The organism is Pontibacter kalidii (assembly GCF_026278245.1).
GTDB classification, from domain to species: Bacteria; Bacteroidota; Bacteroidia; order Cytophagales; family Hymenobacteraceae; genus Pontibacter; species Pontibacter kalidii.
Genome location: NZ_CP111079.1, coordinates 3,175,894 through 3,189,425 on the forward strand (window position 1 = coordinate 3,175,894; position 13,532 = coordinate 3,189,425).

At 54.1% G+C, this 13,532-nt stretch carries 8 protein-coding genes; all 8 read right to left on the reverse strand.

The genetic code is table 11. The features are described 5' to 3' along the window. Positions 1-30: 30 nt before the first annotated feature. The 8 genes from OH144_RS13250 to OH144_RS13285 all read right to left on the reverse strand — a co-directional run bounded on the left by OH144_RS13250 (position 31) and on the right by OH144_RS13285 (position 13,511). Positions 31-2,013 (reverse strand): ligand-binding sensor domain-containing protein, encoded by a 1,983-nt coding sequence (locus OH144_RS13250; protein WP_266202726.1) that lies wholly within the window; start codon positions 2,011-2,013, stop codon positions 31-33. Continuing rightward, positions 2,010-3,083, reverse strand: a complete 1,074-nt coding sequence (locus tag OH144_RS13255; protein ID WP_266202727.1) for a dihydrodipicolinate synthase family protein — start codon at positions 3,081-3,083, stop codon at positions 2,010-2,012. Before OH144_RS13255 ends, OH144_RS13250 begins: the two co-directional genes overlap by 4 nt. Next, positions 3,083-4,099, reverse strand: a complete 1,017-nt coding sequence (locus OH144_RS13260) for an NAD-dependent epimerase/dehydratase family protein (RefSeq protein WP_266202728.1) — start codon at positions 4,097-4,099, stop codon at positions 3,083-3,085. Before OH144_RS13260 ends, OH144_RS13255 begins: the two co-directional genes overlap by 1 nt. A 37-nt stretch (positions 4,100-4,136) precedes the next feature. Continuing rightward, positions 4,137-5,381: an NRAMP family divalent metal transporter gene (locus OH144_RS13265; RefSeq protein WP_266202729.1), complete on the reverse strand. Its 1,245-nt coding sequence runs from the start codon at positions 5,379-5,381 to the stop codon at positions 4,137-4,139. Next, positions 5,381-6,928 (reverse strand): PQQ-dependent sugar dehydrogenase, encoded by a 1,548-nt coding sequence (locus tag OH144_RS13270; RefSeq protein ID WP_266202730.1) that lies wholly within the window; start codon positions 6,926-6,928, stop codon positions 5,381-5,383. Before OH144_RS13270 ends, OH144_RS13265 begins: the two co-directional genes overlap by 1 nt. Next, entirely contained in the window at positions 6,918-8,660 is a 1,743-nt protein-coding gene (locus OH144_RS13275) for an FAD-dependent oxidoreductase (RefSeq protein WP_266202731.1), read from the reverse strand. The genes OH144_RS13270 and OH144_RS13275 overlap by 11 nt, the downstream gene beginning before the upstream one ends. Before the next feature lie 97 nt (positions 8,661-8,757). After that, a complete protein-coding gene (locus OH144_RS13280) occupies positions 8,758-10,452 on the reverse strand; it encodes a RagB/SusD family nutrient uptake outer membrane protein (RefSeq protein ID WP_266202732.1) in 1,695 nt (564 codons plus the stop codon). 5 nt (positions 10,453-10,457) lie between these two features. Beyond that, positions 10,458-13,511: a SusC/RagA family TonB-linked outer membrane protein gene (locus OH144_RS13285; protein WP_266202733.1), complete on the reverse strand. Its 3,054-nt coding sequence runs from the start codon at positions 13,509-13,511 to the stop codon at positions 10,458-10,460. Between the last annotated feature and the right edge of the window lie 21 nt (positions 13,512-13,532).

Below are 13,532 nucleotides of genomic sequence, written 5' to 3' on the forward strand. Positions count from 1 at the left end.
TTTCCAGGCACTTTACAGGTGGTTCTGGGCTTACTCTACAGTAGCCTCCGGCTCATACAGCCACAGGTCCATCCCTCTTTTGAAGTATAACTTACCCTGCTCATCCATGACCGGCATCCCTACATTTTCTTCTAGCTGCGTCATCTGCATGGTGTGAGGGTCGATCTTTAAAAACCTGCCATTGACAGAGGCATACACCACTCCCGAAGGATGTGTCATCATAAAAGCGCTGCGCCAGATGTGGGAAGGTCGGGTATGAATCTCAAACAGCCGGTGCGTGGAGATGACACTGCATTTGGCAACATCAAGCACAAATAAGTCTCCATCGGCAAAGCCCCAGATATGGCCATCCGGCCCTTTCATCAAACCGGTGATGGCCATCGCGCCGGGCACCGGCACCAGCTCGAACGTTTTCTGTTTCCGGACGGGGTCCCACCCAAAGACTTTGGCCTCGGCTTGGGTTGGTTTCCCGCCAAGCCCTCCGAAGATGGAAGTTCCCCCAATCACCAAGTCTCCTGCTTCTACCAGGCTCACAATCGACTGATCCGGAATAAGGTTCGTGATGGTTTCCAGTTTATCGGCAGCTACGTCATACGCTACCAGGGCACCGCCCAATTGTCCATACCCTGGCACGGTGCCGAATAGCACCTTGTTCAGTTTCTCCAAACCCAGCACGGCAAACGGTCGGTCCTGCCCCTTGATCTGCCCCAGCAGCCTGGGGTTGTTTTGCTTCAAATCCCAGGGCTTTTGGGTGTCATAGGCATAAAGCCGTGCCTTGGCATAGATTCCAAAGTATATTTCAGTGCCCAGATTTGCCAGCCCCTCTGTCTGGTCTAAACCCGGCAACTGCCTGTTCTCTCCGGTTTTGGGGTTGTAGGTGGCATGTCCACCCGCCAGGTACCCGCCCGACCAAACCAATCCGTCAGGCCCTATTCCGATAGATTGAATATCAATCGGCTGGCCTGGGATATCTACTTTCTCGGTCGTAAGATGGCCGGTTTTCGGGTTAAAGGTATGGATGTGTTTGCTTCCCGTCAGCAAGTATAGCATCCCGTTTTTGCCCCAGCGCACTGTTTTGGTTTCCCCTTCTGTACTGGCCAGTTCTTTCGGCTCCGGCACTTTTGCGGCGTAGTCGATCTCGTAGAGCTTTTTGCCTGCCGTATAGTATACTTTAGAGCCTTTAGGTGCTTTGATGATGGACTTTACATCCATGGTAGGCATATAGGCCTCAAACTTTCTGGTCTTTAGGTTATAGATGGTAGTTACCCGTTCGGTTGGTCCTGTGAGCCAGCCAAACACTCTATCGCCACCTTTCAGGCCATGCACTAAGTTGATGTGGTAGATGGCCTCCTGGTCTCTGTCCTGATCAGGAAGAAGCTGCTTTTTCTCGCCTGTCTTCGGGTCCAGTTCCACCATGGCCGAGTGCGAGGCAATGCCTGCGTATATTTTTCCGGTTTCCCGGTGATAGGTTACGCTCCTCACGTAGTTCTCGTCCTCTACCAACGGGCCGCGGCCCACATCGCTGAAGCCATCTTTTGGGTGGTAGCGAAACACACGGCAACCGGGGTAAGTCCCCCCGAAGATCTCCCCGTCTTTGCCGGCAGCCAGGTCCCAGATCACTTTTTCACCGGGCAGCACTATGCCCAGGCTTGTGACCGCGTCGGTGCCCGGCACATGTTGGAACAGCACCCCGTTGGCGGCTGCGATGTACACGATTCCATCCGTCGATACCTCCACATCCCAGGAGCCATCCGTTTCAGGGAGCGCTGCATCCACCACTAACTTAAGCGGGTCCAGGCTATAGCCAACAAAATGGGCCGGCCTGCCTCTTACTACAGTATAGGCATAGCTCTTCCCAGCAGCGTCATCGGCAAAAACACTCCCCTGGATAAGCGAGGCATACACCTGCGGCCCAAGGTTTTTATACTTACCGGAAGCGGTCTGCGCCCAGCCGGGGGAAAGGCAAGCTATTCCCAGCCAGAGCAGCGCAGCATATGTTAACTTGCGCATCATACCAGGATATTTTCCTTCTTCAAAAAGACTTTTACAAATTCGTCATCGTTCAGGTGAGGGTAGGCTGCATAGACCCTATCGATCTCTTCCATCTGTCCTTCGGAGAGATCTTCTTTCGGATTAAGGCACCAGCGTCCCTCCAGCAGTCCTTGCCTTCGCAATATTTCATGGATGCCCGGAATGCAGCCATGGAAAGCGTGCGCCGGATCAAACATGGCCGCATTCACATCGGTTACCTCAGTGCCTTTGGTTAAGAGCGCATCCGCCGCTTCCGCCGTTTTATCCTGACGGTAAGCTTTGATCTCCTCCAGCAGTTCCACTGCTTTGCTCGTCCAGACTGCCCAGTGCCCCAGCAAACCACCCACAAGCTCTTTCTCCACGGCTTGTCCGTTGATGGTAAAGCGGTAGGCCGTCAGCAGGTCTGGAATGATGTTATCGTCGTTGCCGGTATACATGGCTATCTCGTCTCTTCTCGAGGAGTGGCAGACAGCCCGCATGACATCCAGGGTTTGGTAGCGGTTGAAGGAGGCTACTTTGATGGCTTCCACGTTGTCGATTTCGGCAAACTGGAGCCAAAAGTCGTAGCTAAAAATGCGGCCTCCCACCGATGGCTGCAGGTAAAACCCAAACACGGGCATGATGCGGGCCACTTCCCGCACGCGCTCCAGGATCTGCGCTTCTGACCAGCCTTGCAAACCGCCCATACTCAGCAAACCGATGTCATAGCCATACTTTAAAGCTATTTCAGCTTCTTTTGTGGCCTGCGCTGTAGGGCCGCAGATACCGGCCACCTTGATGAACGGGCGGTCCAACTTTGCCTTCTCCACCTCCTCGGCGGCCAGCTGTAGTACTGTTTCATAGAGGTTGATCTGTGGATCCCGTATCTCGAACTGCGTGGAGTGCACACCTACCGCCACGCCACCGGCACCACTGGCCATGTAGTAGCGGGTCAGCTGGCGCTGCATCCGCTCATCCAGTTTTCGATCCGCGTTCAGGGCCAGCGGGTGCGCTGGAATCACCGTGCCCTCATGTAACAATGCTTTGAGTTTTGAATCTAGTATCTGTGCCATTAAAACTTCCCTTCTCTTTCCTGAAAATGTGTCGCTTTGCCAAAGGTAGAGCCACCTTCTGTTAACCATAGCGCGGTAATGTCGATGATCTCGCGGATGGTCACCCGCGGGTAGCCAAACAGTTTATGTGCCTCCGAGGCATTGCTCAACAAGGCGGTCGGCTGTGCTTCATGCATGAACTTTGGCTCTTTGTCGAAAAGCTGACCGAACTGCTCCGCCACCCATTGTACCGATAGGGTCTCGGGGCCACTCACATTAAGTATTTTAGCCGGGGACTCGCAGTGCAAAAGCGAGCGCAGCGCGATCTCGTTGGCGTCGCCTTGCCAGATCACATTCACGTTGCCTGTCCGTAGGTCTATTTCACGGCCCTCGTACACGGCCTTGGCAATCTCCAGTATCACGCCATATCGAAAGTCAACGGCGTAGTTAAGGCGGTAAATGAGTGTAGGGGTATTGTTCTTTTGCGAGAAGTACTGGAAGATGCGTTCCCTGCCGAGGCAAGACTGGCCATACTCCCCTACCGGGGATGCGGGGTATTCTTCTGACAAGCCGCCTGAGGTTACCGGGACAAGCGGGTACACGTTACCAGTAGAGAAGGCCACAATGTTCGAGGCGCTATACTTCTCCGCCACCCGCCCGGGCAGGTAGGCGTTCATGGCCCAGGTAAAGGCTTCCTTGCCGGTGGTGCCGAACTTGTTGCCCGCCAGATAAAGCACGTTCTCCACCTCCGGTAGCTTCCTCAGCTCATCCTCATTGAGCAGATCGGCTGCAATCGTTTCGATGCCGTGGCTCTCCAACTCGTCTCGCAGGCCGCCGTCCGAGAACCTGGAAACGCCAATGATGCGTTTGTTCAAGCCGGCTTCCTCCACTGCACGTTTGGCAAGCTTGCCCATACTTGGCCCCATCTTCCCGCCAATGCCCAGCAGTAGAATGTCCCCCTTGATCTTGGCCATATCTTGCAGCAGCTTATCGGAGGGACTCAGCAATTCATACTCTAGTTTTTCTAAATCTTTCATCTCGTATCTACTTGAATATACTCTGGAGCACAGAGCCTTATTTCAACATGTCTATGGCATTGCTCACGGCAAGGCCAATCAGGAGCAGCAAACCCAGCCCCCCGAAAATCTTGGTGATCAGGCTATTCCTGTGCTCTCCCATTACAGAGGCTTTGTTTGCGGTCAGGTACATCGCCACCCCGATAAAAGGCACCAGGAAAATGGTCACGCTTTGTGCAAACACGATCAGCTCCAGGGGCAGCTTCCCAAAAAGAATGGCGATGGTGGCACCCGCCACCATAACCAGGGCAATAAAGAGCTTCACCTGCTTGGAATTCAGGTTGCTGCCATACCCCAGGGCATCCCCCAACAAGGACCCTCCCACGGTTGCATTACCGACCAGCGAGGAAAAGGAGGCGCCAAAAAGGCCCGCCAGAAACAAGGCAGAGGCATTGCCGCCAAACAACGGTTCCAGCGCCTTGGCCATCTGCGAGGCACTGTCCACTTTTATTCCCTGTGGGTGCAGCACAGAGGCAGCGCAGATCAGTACCACCGCACTCATCACCCCAAGGATAAGGATCCCGGTGGTACTGCCGCCGGTTATGTTGCCGTCTTTATCGGTGGACTTACTGAGTTTGGCTCGTTCCTGCACCAGGTAAGATTGATAGAAGGCCCCCACAATGGAAAAGCAGGAGGCCGTAAACGCGATGATCAGTCCTGCCGAGCCAATAGGCACAGCCGGCACAAAGCCATTGGCCACCCCAACCGCATCGGGATCCGCCATAAAAAGGGTTGTGACGAAGGAGAACAGCATCAGGGCCACCAAAAAGATCATGAGCTTTTCCAGCATTTTGTAGAAAGACCGGAAAAACAGCAAACTGATGCCGAACATATTAAACACTAGCACCCATAAGATCGGGCTGGTGCCTGTTCCTTCGGCAATAGCGATTCCTACGCCGATGGAGTTTCCTGCCTGAAAAGAGGTCGTTACCAGGAATACACCCACACCGATGGCAATGGCTACAGGCCTCCCCCACTGCTGCCGTATCAGGCTCAGCAAAGAACCCTTGTTAACCGCCCCGATCCTCGCCCCCATACCGGCGAAAACCACCATAAAGAAGATGGCCACCACAACAATCCACAGCAGCGAATAGCCATAGTCTGCCCCCATCTTGGAGGTGATCGTCATCTTGCTGGGGCCGAAAACCAGGGCCGCGGTGATGATACCAGGACCAAGAGAGAGCAGCCACCTTTTCAGGGCACTATCACGTGTGGGTTTCTTTTCTGTAACGGGAGCGGTCATTATTTCTTTCTAAAGGATTGCACTTCGTCTGTACTTACAGCGGAGGCACTGTTGCCCCAACTGCTCCGGATGTAGGTCAGGATGCTGGCCAGTTCCTCGTCTTTCAGGAAACTGAAAGCAGGCATGGCCTGATCATACTTGCTGCCCTTTACCACGATCGGACCGGACAAGCCATTGAGCACAATGTTCATCAGCACGGCTTTGTCTCCCGTTACCTGCTCGGCCCCCTGCAGCGGCGGAAACGTGCCGGCAACGCCCGCGCCATCGTCTTTGTGGCAGGAGGAGCAGTACTGGCTGTACAAGGTTGCCCCTGTCACCTCCTGCGTCACGGCTCCCCCGCCTTTTGTATTGGAAGCGAGCAGTTGTGCCGGTATCTCTGACTTTTTGATTTTTCGAATGAGCAGAATCCGGTCATCGTTTTCTTTCGGGAAACCCGGCGAGGGGTTCCAGTCGCGGTTGCTGGTGGCTACATAAATATCACCCGTTGGGGAGACGCAGATATCCCGAAGCCTGCCGTATTGGTTCTCCCAGAAAATCTCCTCGGAGGTAATGGCTGTTCCAGTTGCGTTCAGCTTCAACACCCGCAGGCTCTTGCCTTTCAGGGTACCGAGCAGAATAGCGTTTTTCCACTCCGGGATGGCATCAGACTCGTACATGGCAATTCCGGCCGGTGCAATAGTAGGCGTCCAGGACTTTAGGGGTTCTGTTCGCTGATACTTTGCCGCGATGGTTTTCTCTTTGTCCTTGTCATGGAAGCCCTCTATCTCGGGCCAACCATAGTTCTGCAAGGGCTTCACCAGGTTGATTTCATCTTCGATCGCATCGCCATGTTCAGAAGTATAAATCTGCCCATCAGAAGCAACTGCTAGGCCCTGCATGTTCCGAAAACCCCACGCCCAGACGTAGCTTCCTTTGATCGGATTATCTTTCGGCACAGAGCCATCAATATTTATCCGAAGAATTTTGCCGTTTAAGATGGTCGAGTCCTGTGCATACCCATCTTTCACGGCATCGCCGGTGGCCCACAGCAGCTTCCCGTCATTTGTAAAAGCCACGCGCGCTCCGTTGTGGCCCGTGTTGCCTTCTACCTGCAGCAAGGTTTTGGCGTTGGTGAGCGTATCGGCTTTATAGGTATACCGGACAAGCTTGGAGACAATGACACTGTCCTTGCCTTCGCGCGCCGTATAGTTCACAAACACATAAGGGTGGCGCTCCATGTCCGGGTGCAGGGCCATGCCCAACAGCCCGGCCGTTCGCTTATGCCACACATCCTCTATTTTAAGCAGCTCGTGCTTTTCCCCGGTGCTCAGGTCCAGCCTGCTCACGGTGCCTTTCAGCTCTGTCATCCAGATGCTGCCATCGGCTCCCCAGGCAATGTCCCAGGGAACGTCCAGGCTATCGGCCACCACGCTTACCCCCAGCACCGAAGTGCCCAGCTCGAGCGTAGACTCAATGGGGTACTCTTTCCGGATCACCTCCTGGTCTCTGCTGCTAACGCAACCGACCAGCGCTGCGAAAAACAGGGCTGCTATTGCCTTATGCCTCATCGGAGGAAGTATTTTTGGGCCATTCCGTTTCAATTCCCTGCGACCGGATAAAATCCTGAAACTCGGCTAGCAATGCCTTGTCCTCCCTTACTTTTCTGGGGATCACATTTTTACTGCGCGCAAACGGGATGAGCATGCCCACCGATTCCCCAATGTTCCACTCTACCGGGTGGAGGCGGAAACAGCCGTTGGTAATGTGGGTGGTACCGATGTTCTTATTAGCCGGCAGCAGGTTCTCCATCCTTACCGGTAGCAGCGCCCCTAGCGGAATCTGGAAGGGCAGCGAAGCAAAGTCCACATAGTTGACTTTATCGGAGGTGGGGTGCAGGTCGATGTGGTAATAGCCTGTGCCCACGCTATCGTAAAAGGAAGCGGAGGTGGTGCCGTTCTTTTTACCGGCTACTTTCAGCCTGTTCTCTTTGCCTACGTGCTCCTCCAGCACCGTAAAGACAGCTTTGATTCTTCTGGACTCCCGGATGTAGGGGTACTTTGCCATACCGTCTTCGGTGCCCATGATGTCTTTGCGCAGGCGCAGGCCTGGCCAACCCTTGCCCCCATCCGGGCGGGGCGCCTCTGTCTGCAGCCAGTACAACAGCGACAGGCTCAGCTGCTTGGCGGCATCCACGTGTTTGTTGAAGTCTTTCTCGGAGGCCCCGATCAGGTCGCCCAGCATGTAGTCGTTCTGCGGCCAGTTGACAATGGTGATGTCTCCGGCGTAGGTGCCTTCCTTGAAATTGTTCTTGTTGATGATCTTGCGGTAGTTCCACAGGTTGAGCATATCCCCTGTCTTAAGTCCTTCGGGATGAAAGCCCAGGTTCTTCGGCTTCAGGGTACGTGGGTCTGAATAGTGCAGGGCCAGCAGCTTACCGGCCCAGGCTGGCTGCAGGTCCGGAATGTGGTTGCTCCAGAAATCATAGTCGCGGGGTTTCTCGATCACATGGTTCTCGCCCGGCACGTAATCCATCGCAAAGCAAACCGTAAATGCCTGGTTGCTGTTGGGGTTTGCCTTGTCCGGCGCATGAAGCTCACGTGTCTCCTTTCTGGACTCTGTCCCGGTCACGAATTCGGTTCCGGTTAAAGGCAGCAGTTCTCCCAGCTCGGTGGCGTCTACAAAGTATGGCGCCTTCAGCGTGGTGGTTTTGCCCGTACGCAGGCTCTTGGCGGTGAGCTCGCTTACCTTGTTTCCGCTTGCTTTGGCGTCAGAGATTTTATGTTCCAGCAGCAGCACCAGTTTGCCGGAACTGATGTAAGGCGCTATCATGTCGTTGAACACGGCTACGGCTACGCGTGGCTCGTGGCAAAGCCTCGACACGGCACCATCTCCGGGGTTGAGCAGCGGATTGTTTTTGGCCTGCTCAGTGAGTGGGTAATGGCGTTTGTAGTACTCCCGGATAGCATTTCTAAAGTCACGGTAAAACTGAGTCGCACCATGCGACTCTATCCACTGGTGCTCATCGGGTGGTACTCCCTGGCTGGAAAGCTGCCCTCCAATCCAATCGGTTTCCTCGGTGAGCACGACCGTCTGGTTGTTGCGGAGCGAGGCCATGGCGGCGGCAAAACCGCCCAGTCCGCCACCGGCCACCACCACATCTGCCGTCAGGGTTTCATCGCCATTTGGCTCGATCACCTTTTTTACCTCTGCCAGTGCTTTCTCCGGGAAAACAGCCAAAGAGGCCGCGGCCACAGCGCCTCCAGTAGCGGTAAGAAGCTCAATAAAGTTTCTGCGTTTCATGTTATAACCTTAAATCCTCCGAAAGGAGTACATCTACAAATAAAAACACAGACGACCTGCTCGGGCCGAAGCCCGGCAGATCGTTGTGCAACCAATTCTACCAACCGTTATTCTGCGTGAGCTTAGAATTTATATCTCGCTCTGCCTGCGGCACAGGCAGTAACATCAGCTTAGGATCCCAGAAGCGTGTTTCGCGGGTGTAGCGCTGATCAAGCTGCCCGCTGTAGTCCGGTATGCTGTTCAGATCATGCTCTGGTGTCGTCTTGAAATTCGGAACCGGCGGCAAATCAGTGCCGGATTTGGAGATTCCCACCACTTTGCCCGGCATCACCAGATCCGCTATGTCCCAGCGACGAATATCAAACCACCGGAAGCCTTCCACAGCCAACTCTACAGTGCGCTCTCTTCGGATCAGCTCGCGAAGCTCATTCTGATCGTTTTGGATTTCTACCGGTACAGGCGGCTGCTTGGCCCTGCTCCTCAACTGGTTGATGGCCTCGATGGTTGCCTCATCAATGGTGTTAGACTCGATGGAGGCCTCCGCATACGTCAACAGGATTTCGGCATAGCGCATCAGAATAAAGCTCACCCGCGACTGAAAGGCATTCTCATCCGTCATGGTATACTTCGACCACAGGTATCCTACCCCACTTTTGGCAGGACCAAACGGGTTGTCAAAGTCTGCGTTAGACTTCACCATCCAGCTGCCATCCGCGTTGCGGAAAGAGGTCGTATTGTTGTAGATGTCAAAGACAAAGGTCACTAGGTTCATGGACACAGTGTCGCCCGGCATCGCTACGGTATACTTTAGCCTGAGGTCTCTGTTTTCCCGGGGCTTCTGAGGGTCGTATACTTCCGATTCGTCAATACGCTTTCCGTCTTTTGCCTCAAACGCGTCTACCAGGCGCTGTGACGGGAACCTTCCGGACTGCCCGCCCGAAGCGCGGGCGGCATTACCCAATGGCAGGTTCGTTCTGGACGACACCTCCGCGTCTGTGTACAGTATCTCGAACATGATCTCTCCACCGGCATTCGGCTTTTGTCCGCTGCGCGTAAACAGGTCCTGGAATTTCGGGTTAAGCTGAAGACCTGCATCGTCGATCACTTCTTTGGCAGCCGCTTTGGCAAGGGTATACTCCTTGTTGTAAAGGGCAGTGCGCGCCTTTAAGCCCATAGCCACAGCCCTGCTGACACGGCCCCGCTCTGTAGGTGCCCAGTCAAGCATGGACCCGGCTTCATCCAGCTCCTTGTAAATAAAAGCGATGATTTCGGCCTTCGGCGTGCGCACCTGCGTTTTGAACTCTTCTGTGGTCAGCGTCTTGGTGATCAAAGGAGCGTCTCCGAACATGAATGCCAGGTAATGGTAGGCCCATGCCCGCAAAATTCTCGTCTCGGCCTGCATGCGGTTATAGGCAGCTACAGGGATTTTATTTTTGTGGGGCTCCATGCCATCGAGTATCGTATTGGCACGCTGGATGGTGACGTAGGCGTTTCTCCACAAATTGGCCGGATGCGAGTTATAGGTATCGAAGGTGCCCTCGCCCAGGTCGTTTGCCCGCAGGATGGCGATATCGGCCCATGCGTCGGTAGCCGATTGGTAAGGCACTAAGCCGTAGTCCCAGTTTACAGACCGGTACAAGGCATTCAGCGATACATTCACCGCATTTTCATTATTCAGGAAAGTACCTTGTGCAGGAGAGTCCAGGGGCTCTTTCTCCAGGAAGCTTTCACACCCGCTCATGAAAGTTAAGGAAGCGCACAGCCCTGCTATGTATAGAAATTTATTCTTCATCTTTCTTAAAAGCTTAGGTTAAATCCGGTAGTATAAGTCGTCATGATGGGATAGAACTCGCCGCCTGTGTCTCTTTGCTCAGGATCGAACCCTGGGAAGTAGTTGCTCCAGGTAAACAGGTTCTGTCCACTAACATAGAATCTGGCTGAGCCCACTTTGATCTTGTCGGTCAGGGATTTGGGAATCGTATAGCCGAGCACCACATTCTTTAATCTCAGGAAGGAGCTTTCCCGCATCCAGAAAGAGGAGGTGACATAGTTATTGGTGATGCTGTTGGCAGTCAGGCGCGGGAAGGCAGCATCTCTGTTTTCAGGCGTCCAGTAATCTTTCTGGTGCTCATAGATACTGCCCTGGAAGCTTGCCGAGTAGAAAGGCTGCGTACCAGTGCCTGACAAGTAGTTGTCCATTTTGCCTACCCCCTGGAAGAAAGCCGTTACATCGAAGCCTTTATACTGGGCCGAAAGGTTCAGGCTATACTCGTAGCGCGGAAAGTAGTTACCCAGCACCGCGCGGTCGTTGGCATCAATTTTATCGTCTCCGTTAATATCCCTGTAGCGGATATCGCCTGGCTTGGTGTTGGCATAATGGAGCGGTGCACTGGCTATCTCGTCCTCTGACTGGAACAGGCCTTCGGCGATGTAGCCATAGTAGGAGTTATAAGCGTAGCCTTCTTTCGTGATGCGTGAACCCGCAATATACTCGCGCCCTCCCAGATCGACGATCTCGTTCTTCACGTCAGACACATTACCGGTTACCTGGTAGGTGAGATCACCTACCGCATCTTTCCAGCCCAGGCTCAGTTCCCAGCCTTTATTCGTCATCTTACCAAGGTTCACATAAGGGGCGTTGAGACCTACATAGGCAGGAATAAGGTCCAGCTGCAGCATGTTATCAATGTCGCGCTTAAAAAAATCGGCCGTAACACTCAGGCGGTTGTTAAGTAGAGCCAGGTCAAGACCAGCATCCAGAATGATCGATCTTTCCCACTGTATGTTCGGGTTGGCGGCTGTCGTAAGCGCATACCCGCTGTTGATGGCGTTGTTGAAGTAGTAGTTGTAGGGAGTACCTTTTGCATAGGAAGTATACGTTGGGTAGTAGGAACCTACGTTCTGGTTACCCAGGGCTCCGTAGGATACCCGCAGCTTCGCCTCGTTCACCACGTTCGATATGTTATCCCAGAAACTTTCGTTAGAGATTCTCCAACCGGCAGACACCGACGGGAACAGCTCCCACCAATTCTCTTTGATAAATCTCGACGAAGCATCAAAGCGGCCATTCAGTTCCAGCAGGTATCTTTCGTCGTAGTCGTAGTTAATGCGGCTATATACGGAAGCCATGCTGAACTCATACTCTCCACCCCCTAACGACTGCCCGGTTGCGTCCCCGGCACTCAGGTATGGGAAGTCCTCCGAAATCAGGTTTTGCCGAAAGGCATCGATGTTGCTGGCAGAGAAGCTTTCTGCGCTAAAGCCTGTCAGCAGCTTCACATTATGGCTTCCCAGTGCTTTAGAATAGGTACCCTGGAGCCTTACAAGGTCCCGCTGCGACTCATCGAAGTTGTCAAAGATGGCATTGAAGTTAGGCCACGGGCGGGCAAAATCCAGCTTGTTGTTAGCCAGGTCGGGCACATAGATGTCATACTGCCCCTGCAGCCTGCGGTTGCGGCTCGTGGCACGGTTGGAGCTGTAGTTAGCGAGTAACTCTAGGTCATCAATGGGCCTGTAGGTAAGGGTTCCGCTGATGATCCGGCTGTTCGTGATATACTTGTCAAATCCGCCGTCTTCGGCCTGTGCGGCCGGGTTGGAGTTAGACCAGCCCTCTCCCCACTCGCCGGTATCAAAACGGCCCGGAGCAGTGGCCGGCATGCCCAGCATGTAGCGGATGATAGCCGTTGGGGAGGAGTTGCCTGGCCAGGTTCGTTCCGAATTATTGAGCACCAGGTCCATCGATGCTGTCAGCCTTTTGCTCAGCGACACGTCTGTGTTGAAGCGAAGGTCTGTTCGCTTGAAACCCGTGTTGGCTGTTAAGCCGTTCTGGTCCAGGTACCCGCCGGAAGCAAAAACCTTGATCTTCTCGGTACCGGCGGAAACGTTGATGTTATGGTTATGCATCAGGCCGTTATTGGTCAGCACCAGGTCTTTCCAATCGGTGTTGAACCTGGCGAAGTTATCCGGCCCCAGGCGCTCATACTCTTCAATTTGCTTTGTAAAAGCCGCCGGAAGGCCGCTGTTCACTTGGGCCACATCCCATAGTTTCATGTGGTCCAGAGCGTTTACTTTCTCCGGCAGATCGGTCGGCTGCTGCACTGCCACATACGAGCTCAGGTTTACCTTCACGCCCTCACTGCCACGCTTCGTAGTGATCAGGATCACCCCGTTCGCTGCCCTGGAACCATAAATAGCGGAGGCAGCGGCGTCTTTGAGCACAGATATACTTTCAATGCTGTTTGGGTCCACTGCGTCCAGGCTCATCTCCACGTTGTCTACCAGGATCAGGGGGTTAGAACCCGCATTGATCGAGCCAACGCCCCGGATGCTGATCCCGCCGCCGTCTCCCCCCGGCACACCCGACTGCTGCCGGACACTAACGCCGGGTGCAGTTCCCTGCAAGGCCAGCGAGGTAGAACCTACCTGGCGCTTGGTGAGTTCCTTGCCTTCCACCACGGCCACCGAACCCGTGAGGTTCACTTTCTTCTGGGTGCCGTAGCCTACTACAACTACTTCATTGAGCTTGTTGTCGGCCTCCGTCATAACCACGTTCAGTTCCGAAGCTCCTGTTACGGCCACCTCTTTATTGGCAAAGCCGATGTAGCTAAACACCAGTACATCGCCTTGTTTAGCCTGCGGCAAGGAGAACTGCCCGTCTGTATTCGTGGAGGTTCCTTTGTCAGTGCCTTTCACCACAACGGTCACGCCCGGCAGTGGCACCCCTTTGCTATCCTGGACCTTGCCTTTTACGGCCTGCCCCTGCCCGAAGGCAGCGGGCTGCAGCACAGCCATGCATAGAAAAAGAAGCCAGCAGTAGTGCCATCTTTTTCCGGTTAGTATAAGTCTCATCATAAAGATTTTGTTAGCAGGTGA

Coding starts and splice junctions, on each gene's coding strand:
- OH144_RS13260 (WP_266202728.1), bottom strand. CDS start 4,099: ATGAAAGATTTAGAAAAACTAGAGTATGAATTGCTGAGTCCCTCCGAT.
- OH144_RS13275 (WP_266202731.1), bottom strand. CDS start 8,660: ATGAAACGCAGAAACTTTATTGAGCTTCTTACCGCTACTGGAGGCGCT.
- OH144_RS13265 (WP_266202729.1), bottom strand. CDS start 5,381: ATGACCGCTCCCGTTACAGAAAAGAAACCCACACGTGATAGTGCCCTG.
- OH144_RS13285 (WP_266202733.1), bottom strand. CDS start 13,511: ATGATGAGACTTATACTAACCGGAAAAAGATGGCACTACTGCTGGCTT.
- OH144_RS13270 (WP_266202730.1), bottom strand. CDS start 6,928: ATGAGGCATAAGGCAATAGCAGCCCTGTTTTTCGCAGCGCTGGTCGGT.
- OH144_RS13250 (WP_266202726.1), bottom strand. CDS start 2,013: ATGATGCGCAAGTTAACATATGCTGCGCTGCTCTGGCTGGGAATAGCT.
- OH144_RS13280 (WP_266202732.1), bottom strand. CDS start 10,452: ATGAAGAATAAATTTCTATACATAGCAGGGCTGTGCGCTTCCTTAACT.
- OH144_RS13255 (WP_266202727.1), bottom strand. CDS start 3,083: ATGGCACAGATACTAGATTCAAAACTCAAAGCATTGTTACATGAGGGC.